Annotated in this window: 14 protein-coding genes; 9 read left to right on the top strand and 5 right to left on the bottom strand. The window is 62.7% G+C overall.

Annotated elements, in window-relative coordinates:
• Positions 1-138: 138 nt before the first annotated feature.
• From ACFHWW_RS14660 to ACFHWW_RS14650, 3 genes are all read right to left on the bottom strand, one after another.
• Complete coding sequence (locus tag ACFHWW_RS14660) at positions 139-510, bottom strand: endonuclease domain-containing protein (RefSeq protein ID WP_379938911.1); 372 nt, start codon at positions 508-510, stop codon at positions 139-141.
• A gap of 77 nt (positions 511-587) precedes the next feature.
• A complete protein-coding gene (locus tag ACFHWW_RS14655) occupies positions 588-1,397 on the bottom strand; it encodes a DsbA family protein (protein ID WP_379938909.1) in 810 nt (269 codons plus the stop codon).
• Between the two features lie 110 nt (positions 1,398-1,507).
• Positions 1,508-2,014 (bottom strand): DUF721 domain-containing protein, encoded by a 507-nt coding sequence (locus tag ACFHWW_RS14650; RefSeq protein ID WP_026168555.1) that lies wholly within the window; start codon positions 2,012-2,014, stop codon positions 1,508-1,510.
• Between the two features lie 89 nt (positions 2,015-2,103).
• Between ACFHWW_RS14650 and mutY the strand changes: the two genes are divergently transcribed.
• Both mutY and ACFHWW_RS14640 read left to right on the top strand, forming a co-directional pair.
• Positions 2,104-3,204, top strand: coding sequence for an A/G-specific adenine glycosylase (gene mutY / locus ACFHWW_RS14645; RefSeq protein WP_379938906.1), 1,101 nt, complete (start codon positions 2,104-2,106; stop codon positions 3,202-3,204).
• A 72-nt stretch (positions 3,205-3,276) separates the two neighbouring features.
• The gene (locus ACFHWW_RS14640; RefSeq protein WP_379938904.1) at positions 3,277-3,933 is read left to right on the top strand and encodes an HAD family hydrolase; all 657 of its coding nucleotides are present in this window, start codon (positions 3,277-3,279) and stop codon (positions 3,931-3,933) included.
• 133 nt (positions 3,934-4,066) lie between these two features.
• Here ACFHWW_RS14640 and ACFHWW_RS14635 read toward each other — a convergent pair whose 3' ends face one another.
• Positions 4,067-5,197 carry a site-specific DNA-methyltransferase gene (locus ACFHWW_RS14635; protein WP_324763059.1) on the bottom strand — a complete coding sequence of 377 codons (1,131 nt, stop codon included), beginning with the start codon at positions 5,195-5,197 and terminating at the stop codon, positions 4,067-4,069.
• Positions 5,198-5,365: 168 nt separating this feature from the next.
• Here ACFHWW_RS14635 and ACFHWW_RS14630 point away from each other — a divergent pair, with 168 nt between their 5' ends.
• The 3 genes from ACFHWW_RS14630 to ACFHWW_RS14620 all read left to right on the top strand — a co-directional run bounded on the left by ACFHWW_RS14630 (position 5,366) and on the right by ACFHWW_RS14620 (position 8,192).
• Positions 5,366-6,049 carry a helix-turn-helix transcriptional regulator gene (locus ACFHWW_RS14630; protein ID WP_100674577.1) on the top strand — a complete coding sequence of 228 codons (684 nt, stop codon included), beginning with the start codon at positions 5,366-5,368 and terminating at the stop codon, positions 6,047-6,049.
• Positions 6,050-6,233: 184 nt separating this feature from the next.
• On the top strand, positions 6,234-6,929 hold the full coding sequence (locus ACFHWW_RS14625; protein WP_379938902.1) for an HAD family hydrolase: 696 nt from the start codon (positions 6,234-6,236) through the stop codon (positions 6,927-6,929).
• A gap of 156 nt (positions 6,930-7,085) precedes the next feature.
• Positions 7,086-8,192: an ABC transporter substrate-binding protein gene (locus ACFHWW_RS14620; protein WP_100674568.1), complete on the top strand. Its 1,107-nt coding sequence runs from the start codon at positions 7,086-7,088 to the stop codon at positions 8,190-8,192.
• 192 nt (positions 8,193-8,384) lie between these two features.
• Here ACFHWW_RS14620 and ACFHWW_RS14615 read toward each other — a convergent pair whose 3' ends face one another.
• Complete coding sequence (locus ACFHWW_RS14615) at positions 8,385-8,930, bottom strand: hypothetical protein (RefSeq protein WP_379938900.1); 546 nt, start codon at positions 8,928-8,930, stop codon at positions 8,385-8,387.
• A 343-nt stretch (positions 8,931-9,273) separates the two neighbouring features.
• On the opposite strand from ACFHWW_RS14615, the gene thrC reads away from it, so the two are divergent.
• From thrC to ACFHWW_RS14595, 4 genes are all read left to right on the top strand, one after another.
• Positions 9,274-10,680, top strand: coding sequence for a threonine synthase (gene thrC / locus ACFHWW_RS14610; RefSeq protein WP_198516904.1), 1,407 nt, complete (start codon positions 9,274-9,276; stop codon positions 10,678-10,680).
• Positions 10,681-10,695: 15 nt separating this feature from the next.
• Positions 10,696-11,997 (top strand): pitrilysin family protein, encoded by a 1,302-nt coding sequence (locus ACFHWW_RS14605; RefSeq protein WP_018094458.1) that lies wholly within the window; start codon positions 10,696-10,698, stop codon positions 11,995-11,997.
• Between the two features lie 270 nt (positions 11,998-12,267).
• A complete protein-coding gene (locus tag ACFHWW_RS14600; protein ID WP_379938897.1) occupies positions 12,268-12,879 on the top strand; it encodes a GNAT family N-acetyltransferase in 612 nt (203 codons plus the stop codon).
• On the top strand, positions 12,879-15,791 hold the full coding sequence (locus ACFHWW_RS14595) for a sensor domain-containing phosphodiesterase (protein WP_275596627.1): 2,913 nt from the start codon (positions 12,879-12,881) through the stop codon (positions 15,789-15,791). The genes ACFHWW_RS14600 and ACFHWW_RS14595 overlap by 1 nt, the downstream gene beginning before the upstream one ends.
• Positions 15,792-15,806: the final 15 nt, after the last annotated feature.

Genomic DNA, 15,806 nt, shown 5'->3' with positions numbered 1-15,806 from the left:
CCCCACAAGGGGGGAGATCGGCAAGGAGCAAAGCCCCGCATACGAGACCAGCGGTTGAAGGAGACATTGCCACATGCCAATCTCCCCCCTTGTGGGGGAGATGCCCGGCAGGGCAGAGGGGGGTGAGCCACGACCGCCTCACTCGAACGCCCCCTTCCCGATCACACGGACAATATGCTCGCAGACATTGTCGATGTCGCGCAGCACGTCATCGTTCCAGAAACGCAAAATCGTCCAGCCATCCGCCTCAAGACGCCGAGTACGCTGCCGGTCGTAGTCAGCACTTTGAGGTCTCGCATGCTGCGAACCATCGACCTCGACGATCAATCGATGCGCGGCACAGGCGAAATCCACGATGTAACCGGCGATCGGAACTTGCCGGCGAAAACCAAGCCCCATCAGCCGATGCGCACGCAGTTCATTCCAGAGCTTGGCTTCCGCCTCCGTCATGGCATTGCGCATGCGGCGGGCGTTGCCGCGAACTTCCGGCGATACGTCAGCGTGAGGCATGGCGAAGCCCCACCGACCGGAGACAAAAAACGGGCGCACGGCTGCCGCCGTCGCCCGTCGGAATTGAAAGCGATGGATCAGAGCTTGCTGTCGATGAGGGCCGACATAACGTCAACCGACATGTCCCCCGAATAGTGCTCACCGTTGACGAAGAAGGTCGGCGTCGACTTGACCCCGAATTCCTTGGCGCCCCTCTGCATGACTGCATTCACATCATCCAGAAGTTTCTGGTTCGTCAAGCAGGCCTCGAAGCTCTCCTGTGTAAAACCGGCGAGTTTCGACAGTTGCAGGAGTGCATCGCGGCCGTTCTGCGCAGCCGCCCACTGCTCCTGCTGCTTGAACAGCATGGAAATCATCGGGAAATACTGCCCCTCCGGTGCACAGCGCGCCAGCATGAAGGCGGCCGCCGCGCGCGGATCGAAGGGGAATTCGCGGACGATGAAGCGTACCTTGCCGCTGTCGATGTACTTCGCCTTGATCGCGTCGAATGTTTCGTTGTGGAAATTGGCGCAATGCGGGCAGGTCATCGACATGTATTCGACGATGGTGACCGGCGCATTGGCTTCTCCGAGCGCCATTTCCGGCAGCGCTCCGGGCTCCAGGAGCTTCGCCATGTCGACGCTGCCCTCCGACTTCGGCAACTCGACCTTGGCGGCAGGGGTTGAGGCCTGCGCCACTTCGGTCGCCGGCTTCGCCTCGCTCGCGGCGGCAGGCGCCTGAGACGTCGAGGCGGTGGTCGTCGCATCGGTGCTCGCCGTGGTCTCGGCGGGCGTCGTTGAAGCCGCCTCCTTCTTTTCATCGCTGCAGGCTGCGAGCGCCAGAGCGAGCGCTGCAACGGCGACGCCGCTCAGCAGGCGTTTCGGAAGGCTTGTTTGGGAAGCGGACATGGACAGGACCCGTGTTCTACTCGAGGGAAATTGAAGCGTGATTTCGATAACTTGCCACGTGCGGGGCGACAAGAGGGGGTGTTTCGACAGCGTTCAAACAATCGTGACCGTCATCGCCGCGGCGTCGACAGAACGGCAGTGCCGAGCCGCTTCAGCGCCGCCTTCAACGCGTCGCTTTCGACGCCTTCCACCATGGTTTCGAGCCGCCGGGCAGCCTCGCCGACGAGGGGCAGCGGGCGGCTGTAGCGCTTGGGCGGCGGTGCGACCGGCTTCTGGACGATGCGCAACTGACCGATTGCGTGGAAACCGAAGAAGCCGTTGATGCGCTGGATCAGCTCGCCCTGGGCATGGGTCAGGAAAAGCGCCCGGGCGCCTTCGCACGCGACCGTCAGCACACCCGGCTGGTATCCGCCTTCGCCGGCGATCTCGGAAGCGCGGCGCGGCCAGGCAATTCTTTCCGGCCGGGTGCAATCGGCAAACTCCGCACCGGCGATTTCGTCCCACGAACCGAGCAGCATCGTGTTGATGCCGGCCCGCTTCGCCAGCACCGGATCGATCAGGCCGTTGGCAACTTCGCTGATCTGAACGACGCCCTTGCGGGCCTTTCTCTCACTCACGGAACGACTTTCTGTTTGCAATTTCGATCGAACCTTGCGGCTCAAGCCGGCATCGGCCAAGTATAGGCCGCAAAAGGATCTCCCTGCAAATGATGCGCGATCTTCCACAGGCGGCGAGCGCCGCACTTCTTCTCGAATGGTACGATCGCCACCACCGCGTCCTTCCATGGCGGGTCTCGCCGGCAGCGGCGCGGAAAGGTGCTGTTGCCGACCCCTATCGCGTCTGGCTGTCGGAGGTGATGCTTCAGCAGACGACGGTCCAGGCAGTCAAAGCCTATTTCGAGAAATTCCTGACCCTGTGGCCGACGGTCGGCGACCTTGCCGCTGCGGACACCGAGGATGTGATGAAGGCCTGGGCCGGCCTCGGCTACTACGCCCGCGCGCGAAACCTGAAGAAATGTGCCGAAGCGGTCGCCCGCGATCACGGCAGCCGTTTTCCCGATAGCGAAGAAGGGCTGAAAGCGCTGCCGGGCATCGGCGACTACACCGCCGCAGCCATCGCCGCGATCGCCTTCAACCGGGCAAGTGCCGTTCTCGACGGAAATGTGGAGCGCGTGATCTCGCGCCTCCATGCGGTCGAGACGCCGCTGCCCGCGGCCAAGCCCGAAATGCGGGCCCTCGTCCACGCGCTGACCCCGGCCGACCGGCCGGGCGATTTCGCGCAGGCGATGATGGATCTCGGCGCGACGATCTGCACGCCGAAACGGCCTGCCTGTTCGCTCTGTCCCTTTCGCGCGGATTGCCGGGCCCTGAAAACAGCCGACCCGGAGACATTTCCGCGCAAGGCGGCCAAGAAGGAGAAGCCGCTGCGCCGGGGTGCGGCCTTCGTCGCCGTCGACGGCTTCGAGGCGGTCTATCTTCGCAAGCGCCCCGAAACGGGCCTCCTCGGCGGCATGACAGAAGTGCCAGGCACGGACTGGACGGCGCGCCGCGACGGCGACACCTCGATAGACGCTCATCCCTTCCCCGCAGCGTGGGAGCCGTGCGGGACCGTCAACCACGTCTTCACGCATTTCGAGTTGCACCTTTCCGTCTTTCGGGCCAGGGTCTGGCGCGCCAATGTCGGAGAGGTGCGGACCGGCACGAGCGGATGGTGGGAGCCGCTCGCCTCGCTCAAGGCGCAGGCGCTTCCGACTGTCATGAAAAAGGCAATCGCCAAGGCTATACCGCATGCGTTCGAAGCGGGCTAAATGCAAGGCGGAGCGCTTTGCGGCCGCTCCGGCCCAATTTCCGTCGCAAGCCAAGGATCGGCAGGAATACCAATGAGCAGAATCGACATCCGCCACATCGTTTTCGACATCGGCAAAGTGCTGATCCATTACGATCCGAACCTTCCCTATTCCCGCCTCATACCGGACGAGGCGGAACGCAACTGGTTTTTCGCCAATGTCTGCACGTCAGACTGGAACATAGAGCAGGATCGCGGCCGCTCCTGGGAAGAGGCGGAGGCACTCCTCATCCGCAACCATCCCGAACGGGAAGATCACATCCGCGCCTTTCGCCGGCACTGGCATGAAATGGTGCCGCACGCCTATGTGGGGACGGTCGCCATCATGGAAGGCCTGATCGCCGACGGCTGGGACGTCACGATGCTGACCAATTTCGCCTCCGACACCTTCCGGGAGGCGCAGAAGCTTTATCCCTTCCTGACCCTGCCGCGCGGGGTTACGGTCTCCGGCGACGTGCGGCTCATCAAGCCCGATCTCGCCATCTACCGGACCCACGCGAAGGCCTTCGATCTCGATCCGGGCGCAACGCTTTTCATCGACGACAGCGCCGCCAATGTCGAGGGCGCGCAAGCGGCCGGCTGGCACGCGGTTCAGTTCACCGGCGCAGAAAGGCTGAAGGCCGATCTGGCGGCCTACGGTATCCAGCCTTCCGAGGCGGCACCCGCACTGACAGCGGCCGCCGTGCTGTAATTGGCCGACGCCAGAATTGATACAAACGCCCGGAATCCTCTTCGGATTCCGGGCGTTTAAAGCGCTCATCCGGGACTGAAGGTACAAAAACCGGAGGGGGGCGCTTATCGAAGACCCAGGCGGAACTGGTTGATCAGTTCAGTTTTGCCAGGTCGTTTCGAATGACGGATCTGAGCTCGTCGATCGGTTTCAACGCGCTTCCCTCCTCGAAGTGCCAGAAGGTCCAGCCGTTGCAGGCATCGAGGCCCTGCACTTTCGCACCGAGGCGATGAATGGATCCGGCCTCGCCGCCGGACGCAAGCGTGCCGTCGGCGCGAACGATCGCGCTGTAGCGGCGCTTCGCATCCGTCAGAACCGTGCCGGGCTTGATGAGCCCGCTTTCCACCAGAGTGTTGAAGGCGACGCGCGGCTCCGCCTTCTTGCCGGTCATGACCGAGAGCGTGGCCTTGCCGAGCGGCTCCACGGCCGCGATACGCTCGGCGGCGGCGTCGATATAGTCCTGCTCGCGCTCGATGCCGACGAAGTGCCGGCCGAGGCGCTTGGCGACCGCTCCGGTGGTGCCGGAGCCGAAGAACGGGTCGAGCACGACGTCGCCGGGCTTGGTCGAGGCCATCAGAATGCGGGCAAGCAGCGCTTCCGGCTTTTGTGTCGGGTGTACCTTCTTACCGTCGTCTCCCTTCAGCCGCTCGGAACCGGAGCAGATGGGGAACAGCCAGTCGGAGCGCATCTGAACGTCGTCGTTCGCCGCCTTCATCGCTTCGTAGTTGAAGGTATAGCCCTTGGCTTTGGCGTTCGGCGTCGCCCAGATCAGCGTTTCATGCGCGTTCTGGAAGCGTCGGCCCTTGAAGTTCGGCATCGGATTGGTCTTGCGCCAGATGATATCGTTCAAGACCCAGAAGTGCAGGTCCTGAAGGATCGCGCCGACCCGGAAGATATTGTGGTAGGAGCCGATGACCCAGAGCGTGCCGGTGGGCTTCAGGACACGCCGGCAGGCAAGCAGCCAGGCGCGCGTGAAAGCGTCATAGGCTTCGAAGGAGGCAAACTGGTCCCAATCGTCGTCCACTGCATCGACCAGCGACTGATCGGGCCGGTGCAAGGTGCCGCCGAGCTGAAGATTATAGGGCGGGTCGGCGAAGACGACATCGACCGAATGATCGGGAAGCGCGTTCAGCGCGGCCACGCAATCTCCTTTGATGATGCTGTCCAGCCAGTTCAACGGACGGGCGGCACGGGAGATTTCGGCAAGCGAAACAACTGATGACATTGGCAACTCGCAAATACGCTTACTCGGACTGACGATAGGCTTATGGTTACCGAAGATGGTTACCAAAGCCTGAAGGCGCCGGAAAAATCTGCGTCGCTGCAGGGGCCGTCGTCCAGGCGGCGCCGTCCGGGACTTGCCGGCCCGCGATACTTCGACTACCATCGAAGTATGAAGGAAGGTCCGGACATAGCTCTTATCGGCTCGTTGATCGGCGATCCTGCACGCGCGAACATGCTGACCGCTCTGATGGGCGGCCAGGCGCTGACGCCGACGGAGCTCGCAGCGCAGGCCGGCATCACGCTGCAGACCGCCAGTTCGCACCTGGCCAAGCTGGAGGCGGGCGGTTTGCTGACACAGCGCAAGCAGGGCCGGCACCGCTATTACGCGCTGAGCGAGGACGAAGTTGGCCTCATGCTCGAAAGCCTCATGGGTTTTGCCGCCGGGCGCGGCCTGACGCGCTCGCGGCCCGGACCGAAGGACCCGGCACTGCGCAAGGCACGCGTCTGCTACAACCATCTTGCCGGCGATTACGGCGTGCGCATGCTGGACAGCCTGATCGCCGCCCGGCAGATGGAAATGACGGGCGACGACGATCTGGCCCTGACCGATGCCGGGCGTGTCCGCATCGAGTCGCTCGGGATCGACTACGCCGCGCTCAGGAAATCCAGGCGGCCGATCTGCCGCACCTGCCTCGACTGGAGCGAGCGGCGGTCGCATCTCGCCGGTTCTCTCGGGGAGGCGTTGCTGACGCTCTTCATCGACAAGGGCTGGGCGAAACGGGAGCAGAGCAGCCGTGCAGTTCGCTTTACGGCGCCAGGCGAGAAGGCCTTTCTCGAGCTCTTCCCGCGGTGATCACGACGATTTGTACCGTCGGCTGCAGCGATTGTGAGTTGAATCGGCCACAATCCCCGGTTCTCCATCTCCTGCCCCAGGTTGAGCTTTGATCCGCCATCGTATAAAGCTGCGAACACCGTTTCCCGCGCCGCTTTTCAGCTCCTCCCCTGCCGGCGGCGCCTTTCTCCCAAGGAACCGATTTATGACGGGTATCGACCTCATCATCTTCGACTGCGACGGCGTGCTCGTCGACTCGGAAATCATCGCTTCGGAAGTCGAGGCCGGACTGCTGACGGAAGCGGGCTATCCGATCAGCATCGAGGAAATGTCCGAACGCTTTTCCGGCATGACCTGGCGCGACACGTTGCTGGCGGTCGAGAAGGAAGCAAGCATTCCGCTCTCCGCCTCCCTGATCGACAAGGTCGATGCCATTCTCGACATGCGGCTTGCCCGCGACGTCAAGATCATCGAAGGCGTGCGGCCGGCACTCATGCAACTGACGCTTCCGCATTGCATCTGCTCCAACTCCACTTCCAAACGGCTTGCGATGACGCTCGGCAAAGTCGGAATCAAGGATCATTTCGGCAAGCACATCTATTCCGCGCGCGATCTCGGGCCGGATCGCGTCAAGCCGAAGCCGGACATCTTCCTGCATGGGGCCGCACAGTTCGGCGTCGATCCGGCACGCGTTCTTGTCATCGAAGACTCGGTTCACGGCATTCATGGCGCACGCGCGGCGGGCATGCGCGTCGTCGGTTTTACCGGCGGTTCGCATACGTTCGCAGCCCATGCGGACAAGCTGACGGAAGCCGGTGCCGAAACGGTCATCTCGCGAATGGCGGCGCTTCCCGGAGTAATCGCCGCGCTCGCGGAATGGTCGGAGTCCATGACGGCTTAGGGGGGACGGCTTAGGGGGGAACGGCTTAGGGCGGGCGAGGATTCCATGCCGCATTGAAGCCGCATGGACTTCCTCCGAGAATCGGCCGATTTTCAGACTGCGCGCGGCATATCAAGCAAACCCCCAGAAGGGGGAATTTTCCAAGGAGGAAACACAATGCGTCTTTCACGATTGACCGGAATGGCCCTGGCGGCCAGCGTCGCGTTTGCGCCGCTCGCCCATGCCGACATCACCATCGGAGTCATCACGCCGCTCACCGGTCCCGTTGCGGCCTTCGGCGAGCAGGTCAAGAACGGCGCCGAAGCGGCGATCGAAGCGATCAACAGCGCCGGCGGCGTCAATGGCGAGAAACTCGTCGTCAAGATCGTCGACGACGCGGGCGAACCCAAGCAGGCCGTCTCGGTCGCCAACCAGCTGGCGGGCGAAGGCATAAAATACGTGGTCGGACCGGTGCTTTCCGGCACCTCGATGCCGGCATCCGACGTGCTGGCGGAAAACGGTATCCTGATGGTCACGCCGACGGCAACGACCCCGGACCTGACCACCCGCGGCCTGTGGAACGTTCTGCGCACCTGCGGACGCGATGATCAGCAGGCCGTGGTCGCCGCCGACTACGTCGTCAAGAACTTCAAGGACAAGCGCGTCGCGGTCCTTCACGACAAGGGAGCCTATGGCAAGGGTCTTGCCGACGGCTTCAAGGCTGCGATCAACGCAGGCGGCATCACCGAGGTGGTCTATGAGGGCCTGACGCCCGGCGAGAAGGACTTCGGGGCGATCGTCACCCGCCTCAAGTCCGAGAACGTCGACGTCGTCTATTTCGGCGGCTATCACGCGGAGGGCGGGCTGCTCGCTCGCCAGATGCATGACCAGGGCGTGAAGGCGCAGCTCCTCGGCGGCGACGGTCTTTCCAACACCGAGTTCTGGGCAATCGGCGGCGAAGCCGCATCGGGCACCGTCTACACCAATGCCAGCGACGCCACCCGCAACCCAGCCGCCGCACCGGTGATCGAAGCCCTCAAGGCCAAGAACATCCCCGCGGAAGCCTTCACGCTCAACGCCTATGCCGCCGTGCAGGTTCTCAAGGCGGGCATCGAGAAGGCGGGCTCGCCCGACGACGCGACTGCCGTTGCCACCGCCATCAAATCCGGCGACGCGATCGACACGGTCATCGGCAAGCTGACCTACGGCGAAAGCGGCGACCTCACCTCGCCAAGCTTCTCGCTTTACAAGTGGGAAGGCGGCCAGAGCGTCGCGGTCGAGTAAGCGGCCGCTGAACGGAGTTGAGCTCGCCCCTCATCCGCCTGCCGGCACCTTCTCCCCGTCTTACGGGGAGAAGGGACAAGCGGCATCGTCTCCGCATCTTCAACGTTAAGAGAGAGCTGGGAGCGTGCCGCTCGCGTCCTTCGCCCCGCCTGCGGGGAGAAGGTGGCCGGCAGGCCGGATGAGGGGCGGGTATTACTTGGTCCTGTACGGACCTTCGTCAAATCCTACGAAGACCTTCGCTTCGGCGCCGGCGCCGGCAGGAAGCGTCACATCGGCCTTGGTGAAAACGAATTGGGTGGTGGCGCTGCCCGCCGGCACTTCGACCGGATATTGAGTGAGCTCCGAATAAAGCGTCTTTTCGCCATCCGTGGCGGCGACGCGGATCGGCAGCGTCACCTTGCCCGGCCCGCCGGCGGGACCGGCGACCACGCGACCCTGCACCACGACGGTCATCGTCAGCTTGTCCGGGCTCTGCACGCATTGGCGCGTCGTATCGGCAAGCGAGGCCTGATAGACGATCTTGCTCGGATCGTCCTTGGCACCCTTTGCATAGGTGCGGTAGGAGGAGGTACCGTCCCGGAGGCTGATCGGCGGGCAGGCCGCCTGGATCACCGCAGGCGTCGGCGCCGTCGCGCTTCCGCCGGCGTCGATGGCGCCACCCGATTGCGTCTTGTTACAGCCGGCAGCGGCCAAAAGAAGGGATACTGCGAGAACACGGCGAAATACTTTGCCAGACACGTTGCACAACCTCTACTGAACGGACGAACTCCCAAACCGCGATGATTTCGGCTTATAACAAAGCCAAACTCGCCGCGGCCGGCTTCAACGGGCGAGAGCTCGAGACCGCCTCGGGTCAACTCGAGCTCAGGGCCGAAAACGGCTGGAGGCCTTTCTTGACCTTCGGGCATCGTCTATATCAGCGGCGAAATCAAAAATCGACCGGTCCACGCTCCCCAACCGAAATTTCCGAAACCGACGTGAAATTGCCACGGTGACAAGAATGGCCGCGCGATTTGCCAGGGACTGACGCAAAAGCGCCTGCAGCGCCGCGCGTCTCATTCAGACGCGCAAACGACGAAGGATGACGACGGTGAAGTATATTTCGACACGGGGAGAAGCGGCCTCTCTCGGTTTTTGCGATGCTCTTCTGGCAGGACTTGCTCGCGACGGCGGACTTTACCTGCCGAAGGAATGGCCGGCGCTCTCGAAAAAAGAGATCCGGGCGCTGCGCGGCAAATCCTATCAGGAGATCGCCTTCACCGTTCTCGAACCCTTCACCAATGGCGAAATCCCGGCGGCCAAGTTCCGCGAGATGATCGACGAGGCCTACGCCACTTTCCGTCATCCGGCCGTAGCACCCCTGGTCCAGACCGGACCGAACGCTTTCGTGATGGAGCTCTTTCACGGTTCGACGCTCGCCTTCAAGGACGTCGCCATGCAGTTGCTCGCCCGGCTGATGGACTATGTTCTTGCCGAAAGGGGTGAGCGGGCGACGATCGTGGGAGCGACTTCCGGCGATACCGGCGGCGCCGCGATCGACGCCTTCGCCGGCCGCGATCGCACCGATATCTTCATCCTCTTTCCGCAGGGCAAAGTGTCGCCGGTGCAGCAAAGACAGATGACCACGTCCACGGCATCGAACGTGCACGCGGTCGCCGTCAAGGGCAATTTCGACGATTGCCAGAACCTGGTCAAGGCCATGTTCAACGACCAGGCCTTCCGCGACCGCGTGAAGCTTTCCGGCGTCAATTCGATCAACTGGGCGCGTATCATGGCTCAGATCGTCTACTACTTTACGACGGCGGTCGCTCTCGGCGCGCCTGACCGGAAGATCTCCTTCACCGTGCCGACCGGCAATTTCGGCGATATTTTCGCAGGCTACGTCGCCAAGCGCATGGGTCTGCCGATCGACAAGCTGATCATCGCCACCAACGAAAACGACATTCTGGCGCGCACCCTGAAGAACGGCCGCTACGAGATGCGCGACGTCAAGGCGACGACCTCGCCTTCGATGGACATCCAGATCTCGTCGAACTTCGAAAGGCTCATCTTCGAGGCGAACGAGCGCGATCCGGCGGAAGTCCGCGCAGCCATGGCGAGCCTCAGGCAATCCGGCTCGTTCACGCTCGGCGACGCAGCGCTGAAAAAAATCCGCAAGGAATTTCGCGCGGGCCGCGCCTCGGAGAAAGATGTGGCGAAGACGATCCGCAAGACCTTCGACGAAACCGGCTATCTCCTTGATCCGCATACGGCAATCGGCGTTTTCGTGGCAGCCAAGCACGAGAAGAACTCCGCCCCGATGGTCACCCTTGCGACTGCCCATCCGGCAAAATTCCCCGCCGCAGTAAAATCGGCAAGTGGTATTGACCCCGCGCTTCCGACGTGGCTTGCTGATCTCATGACTAGGGCGGAGCGTTTCGACATCCTGGATCCGGAGCTCAAGAGCGTCGAAACCTTCATCGGCGAGCGTACCCGCGTTCGGGAATAGAGCGAAAGATCACGGATGATGAAAGTTGAGTGCACCCGGCTCCCTTCCGGGCTGACGGTGGTTACCGAGCGAATGCCGCATCTGGAAAGCGTGGCGCTCGGAGTCTGGATCAAGTCCGGTTCGCGCAACGAAACCGTGAATGAACACGGAATTGCGCATCTCCTGGAGCACATGGCTTTCAAGGGCACGAGGCGGCGCAGCGCCCGCCAGATCGCCGAGGAAATCGAGAATGTGGGCGGCGAGGTCAACGCCGCCACCTCGACCGAAACGACTTCCTACTATGCCCGCGTGCTCAAGGACCATCTGCCGCTGGCGGTCGATATCCTCGCCGACATTCTGACGGAATCGACCTTCGAGGCGGACGAGCTCCGTCGCGAGAAGCAGGTCATCCTGCAGGAGATCGGCGCGGCGGACGACACGCCGGACGACGTCGTCTTCGATCGCTTTGCCGAGACCGCCTATCGCGGCCAGACGGTCGGCAGGCCGATCCTCGGCACGCCGGAAACGGTGATGTCCTTCAGCGCGGATCAGATCCGGCAGTATCTCGGCCGCAACTATACGACCGACCGCACCTTCATCGTTGCCGCCGGCGCCGTCGATCACGACACCATAGTGCGCCAGGTGGAGGAGCGTTTCGCCTCCCTGCCCGCCGAACCCGTTTGCGCCCCCGTCATCGAGACCGCGCGCTACACCGGCGGCGACAGCCGCGAGAGCCGCGACCTGATGGACGCGCAGGTTCTGCTCGGCTTCGAAGGCAAGGCCTATCACGCGCGTGATTTCTATTGTTCGCAGATCCTTGCCAACATCCTCGGCGGCGGCATGTCTTCCCGCCTGTTCCAGGAAGTGCGCGAACACAGAGGCCTCTGTTATTCGGTCTACGCCTTCCATTGGGGCTTTTCCGATACCGGCATCTTCGGCGTACATGCGGCAACGGGCGGAGAAAACCTGCCGGAATTGATGCCGGTGATCGTCGATGAATTGCGCAAGTCGTCCTTGAGCATCGATCAGCAGGAGATCGAGCGTGCCCGCGCACAGATCCGGGCGCAATTGCTGATGGGTCAGGAAAGCCCGGCCGCGCGTGCGGGACAAATCGCACGGCAGATGATGCTGTACGGCCGGCCCATTCCTAATGAGGAACTGATGGAACGGCTGTCGGGCATCACCATCGAGCGCCTCACCGACCTGGCCGGCCGCCTGTTCTTCGACACGGTTCCGACGTTGTCGGCCATCGGGCCGCTCGGGCAGCTCGCTCCCCTGAACGACATATTGGCCTCGCTGACCGCGAAGGCGGACGCGATCCATGCTGCGGCGAGCTGACCGGCCGTTGCCAGTCGCATGCCTTCCTTCAACGTCCTCGTTTTCCTTGTACAATTCTTAAAATCGGATTCGATTTGGGCGTAAACTTGTGCAACGTTTCGCATTGAGACAGTGCCCTGAAGCGCGTCGCGTTCGATCGGACTCAACCGACGCGCATTAGGGAATTGTTCTCGTGCAGGTCGTCCCAACCGCCGCATATTGTCTGGGCGACATGCATTCGGTTCGACCGAACTGCGGCGGCGCCGACGCGGTATTGGCCTGGAGGCATAGATGACAAGATCGGTTTTTCGGTTCCTTTCGCGGCAGCCGGATACGGTCGAGATCGCCAGCCAGCATTACCTGCTCCGCCTCCCCCGCTACGCCGACTACCGGCAATGGTATCGGTTGCGCAGCGAAAGCCGCGCCTTCCTGGAGCCGTGGGAGCCTACCTGGCGCGCCGACGAAATGACCGAAGGCGCCTTTCGCAGCCGCGTCAATCGCAACGAGCAGGAATTTGCGTCCGGTCAGGCCGTACCGCTCTTCCTCTTCCACAGGCCGGACGAAACGCTGCTTGGCGGTCTCACCATCGGTCATATCCGCCGCGGTGCTGCCCAGAACTGCATGATCGGCTACTGGATGGGCCAGAAACATGCCGGACAGGGCCATATGTACGAGGCCTTGAAGCTGACGATCCCCTACATCTTCACGGGGCTCGAGTTGCACCGTATCGAAGCAGCCTGTATTCCAGAAAACGCACGGAGCATCCGGCTCCTTGAAAAGGCCGGCTTTAAGCGTGAAGGCTATTTGAGACAGTATTTGAAGATAAACGGGCAGTGGCGGGACCATTTGATGTTTTCGCTCCTCTCCGTCGATGCCGTACCCAACAGGAATTTGCCCCTTTGATGCCCCTGACCCGTAAGCCGCTCGCATGGCCAGCCGCAAGGCTGGCGGCGTTTCTGGTCGCACTCGTCGTTTTCGTCCTTGGTCTTGGCGGCGGCGTTGCGCATGCGCTCGAGCCGGTGAAGATCTCGCGCGAGGACACGGCGCTCGACCTTACCGCCACGACGGAGATCTACAGCGGCAGAGGCGATGCCTTTCAGGTTTCGACCGCTCCCGGCACGGACGGCATCGTCAGACGCATCGAAGTGCGTTCCAGCACGGAAAACCACCAGGGCGACTGGGCCGTGTTCGCGCTCGCGAATGTATCGGAAGAGCAGCTCGAACGCGTTATCGTCGCACCGCATTTCCGGCTCGTGAATTCGAAGCTCTTCTGGCCCGACCTCGGCTCGCAGCGAATACTCTCGATCACGCCGAGCGAGGGTTTTGCGCTGGACCGGCAACCGAGCGAAGAAGCGGATGTCTTCCGGATCACGCTCAATCCGGGTGCGGTCATCACTTTCGTTGCCGAACTCACCACGCCGGAGCTGCCACAGATCTATCTTTGGCAGCCGGACGCCTACAAGGATACCGTCAACGCCTTCACCCTGTACCGCGGTATCGTGCTCGGCATCGCCGGGCTGCTCGCGGTGTTCCTGACGATCCTTTTTGTCGTCAAGGGCACGTCGATGCTGCCGGCCACCGCCGCGCTCGCCTGGGCCGTGCTTGCCTATATCTGCGTCGATTTCGGCTTCCTTTCGAAGCTCATCACCGTGACTGCCGACGACGAGCGCATATGGCGAGCGGGCACGGAGGTGTTCCTCGCAGCCGGTCTCGTGGTCTTCCTGTTCACCTATCTCAATCTCAATCGCTGGCATCAGCATCTCGGCTACGCGACGCTCGCATGGATTCTCGGCCTCGGGCTGCTCTTCGGCGTCGCCGTCTACGATCCGGCGATCGCCTCCGGCATCGCCCGCCTGTCCTTCGCGCTGACGGCAACCGTCGGCATCGTGCTGATCGCCTATCTGGGCTTCAACCGTTATGACCGCGCGATCCTTCTCGTTCCCGCCTGGCTGTTGATCCTTGTGTGGCTGTTCGGCGCCTGGCTCGCGGTGACCGGTCAACTCGCCAACGACATCGTGCAGCCGGCACTCGGCGGCGGCCTCGTACTCATCGTGCTTCTGATCGGCTTCACCGTCATGCAGCACGCCTTTTCCGGCGGGGCCTATCAGCTCGGCCTGTTCTCCGATCTCGAGCGCCAGGCGCTGGCACTCACGGGATCAGGCGATACCGTCTGGGACTGGGACGTGGCGCGCGACCGGGTCGTTACCATTCCCGATATCTCGCACCAACTCGGGCTTTCGCTCGGAACGATGAACGGGCCGGTGCGCAATTGGGTGCCGCGGCTGCACCCCGACGACCGCGACCGTTTCCGCGCAACGCTCGACGTCCTGCTCGAGCATCGCCGCGGGCGGCTCAACCATGAATTCCGCGTGCGCGCCGAGGATGGCCATTATCATTGGCTCTCGATCCGGGCGCGCCCGGTGCTCGGCGCCAATGGCGAAATCATCCGATGCGTCGGAACCATCAACGACATCACCGAACAGCGCAATTCGGTCGAACGGCTCCTGCACAACGCGCTTCTGGACAATCTGACCGGCCTGCCGAACAGACAAGTCTTTCTCGATCGCCTGCAGGCGATCCTCCTGATGGGCGACGGCAGCAACTCGATACGCCCGACCGTGCTTGCCATCGATATCGACCGCTACAAGCAGGTCAACGACATGCTGGGGATCGCCGCCGGCGACAACGTCCTCATCGCGCTGACGCGCCGCCTGCGCAGGCTTCTGCGCCCGCAGGACACGCTCGCGCGTCTCGGTGGCGACCAGTTCGGCTTGATCCTCATGTCCGAACGCGATCCGCCCAAGATCGCCGACTTCGCCGATGCGGTCAGCAAGGCGATCATGGTCCCGCTCAACTACGGAAATCGGGAGATCAACCTGACCGCTTCGATCGGCCTCGTCTCATGGCTCGATCAGGAGCAGAGCGCTGCTGGACTGCTCGACGATGCCGAGCTTGCGATGTTCCGCGCCAAGAAGGCGGGCGGCAACCGGGTCGAACCGTTCCGTCCGGCTTTCCGGACCTCCGGCTCGGACCGCCTACAGCTCGAAGCCGACCTGAAACGCGCCATGGAACGCAAGGAGCTTTCCCTCGTATACCAGCCCATCGTCCGCCTCAGCGATGCCGAAATCGCCGGCTTCGAAGCGCTCATGCGCTGGGAGCATCCGAAGCGCGGAAATATTTCACCGACTGAATTCATCCCCATTGCGGAGAATTCCGACCTGATAAACCAGCTGGGTCTGTTCGCCTTCGACAAGGCCACGAGCGATCTTGCCGAGTGGCAGGCGCAGACCGGCGACCTGCCGATCTTCATCTCGATCAACCTGTCGAGCGCGCAGCTTCTGAACAACGAACTCTATGACGACATGCGCGCGATTCTCAGCAAGAGCCGCTGCGATCCGGCGCAGATCAAAATGGAACTGACGGAATCGCTTGTCATGGAGAACCCCGAGCAGGCCAGGCTCGTGCTTGAAAAGCTCCGCGAAGCCGGGCTGCGGCTGGCGCTCGACGATTTCGGCACCGGCCACTCGTCGCTCTCCTATCTCACCCGCTTCCCTTTCGACACGATCAAGATCGACAAGGCGCTGGTCCGCGATCCAAGCGACAAGCGCGCGGTCATCCTGCGCTCGGTGATCACGATGGCGCGCGAGCTCGACATGCGGGTGGTCGCGGAGGGAATCGAATCCGAGGAGGATGCGATCCAGCTCGCGCAGATGGGCTGCGACTACGGTCAGAGCTTCCTGTTCGGTCCGCCGGTGGGATCGGAATCGATCCTGAGGCTCCTGAAGGAGCGATTTCCGCTGATGAAGCGGGCGTGAGGCATCTGCCCCCTG

The sequence above is a fragment of the Sinorhizobium sp. P24N7 genome (genome assembly GCF_042436655.1).
Classification (GTDB): domain Bacteria; phylum Pseudomonadota; class Alphaproteobacteria; order Rhizobiales; family Rhizobiaceae; genus Sinorhizobium; species Sinorhizobium meliloti_A.
The sequence above is the reverse complement of the archived record's forward strand: the minus strand, read 5'-3'. Positions and strand labels throughout refer to the sequence as shown.

Bases quoted from the DNA above. Each gene is read 5' to 3' on its own strand.
- ACFHWW_RS14660 (WP_379938911.1), bottom strand. From the start codon at position 510: ATGCCTCACGCTGACGTATCGCCGGAAGTTCGCGGCAACGCCCGCCGC.
- ACFHWW_RS14655 (WP_379938909.1), bottom strand. From the start codon at position 1,397: ATGTCCGCTTCCCAAACAAGCCTTCCGAAACGCCTGCTGAGCGGCGTC.
- mutY (WP_379938906.1), top strand. From the start codon at position 2,104: ATGATGCGCGATCTTCCACAGGCGGCGAGCGCCGCACTTCTTCTCGAA.
- ACFHWW_RS14640 (WP_379938904.1), top strand. From the start codon at position 3,277: ATGAGCAGAATCGACATCCGCCACATCGTTTTCGACATCGGCAAAGTG.
- ACFHWW_RS14635 (WP_324763059.1), bottom strand. From the start codon at position 5,197: ATGTCATCAGTTGTTTCGCTTGCCGAAATCTCCCGTGCCGCCCGTCCG.
- ACFHWW_RS14630 (WP_100674577.1), top strand. From the start codon at position 5,366: ATGAAGGAAGGTCCGGACATAGCTCTTATCGGCTCGTTGATCGGCGAT.
- ACFHWW_RS14625 (WP_379938902.1), top strand. From the start codon at position 6,234: ATGACGGGTATCGACCTCATCATCTTCGACTGCGACGGCGTGCTCGTC.
- ACFHWW_RS14620 (WP_100674568.1), top strand. From the start codon at position 7,086: ATGCGTCTTTCACGATTGACCGGAATGGCCCTGGCGGCCAGCGTCGCG.
- thrC (WP_198516904.1), top strand. From the start codon at position 9,274: ATGACGACGGTGAAGTATATTTCGACACGGGGAGAAGCGGCCTCTCTC.
- ACFHWW_RS14605 (WP_018094458.1), top strand. From the start codon at position 10,696: ATGATGAAAGTTGAGTGCACCCGGCTCCCTTCCGGGCTGACGGTGGTT.
- ACFHWW_RS14600 (WP_379938897.1), top strand. From the start codon at position 12,268: ATGACAAGATCGGTTTTTCGGTTCCTTTCGCGGCAGCCGGATACGGTC.
- ACFHWW_RS14595 (WP_275596627.1), top strand. From the start codon at position 12,879: ATGCCCCTGACCCGTAAGCCGCTCGCATGGCCAGCCGCAAGGCTGGCG.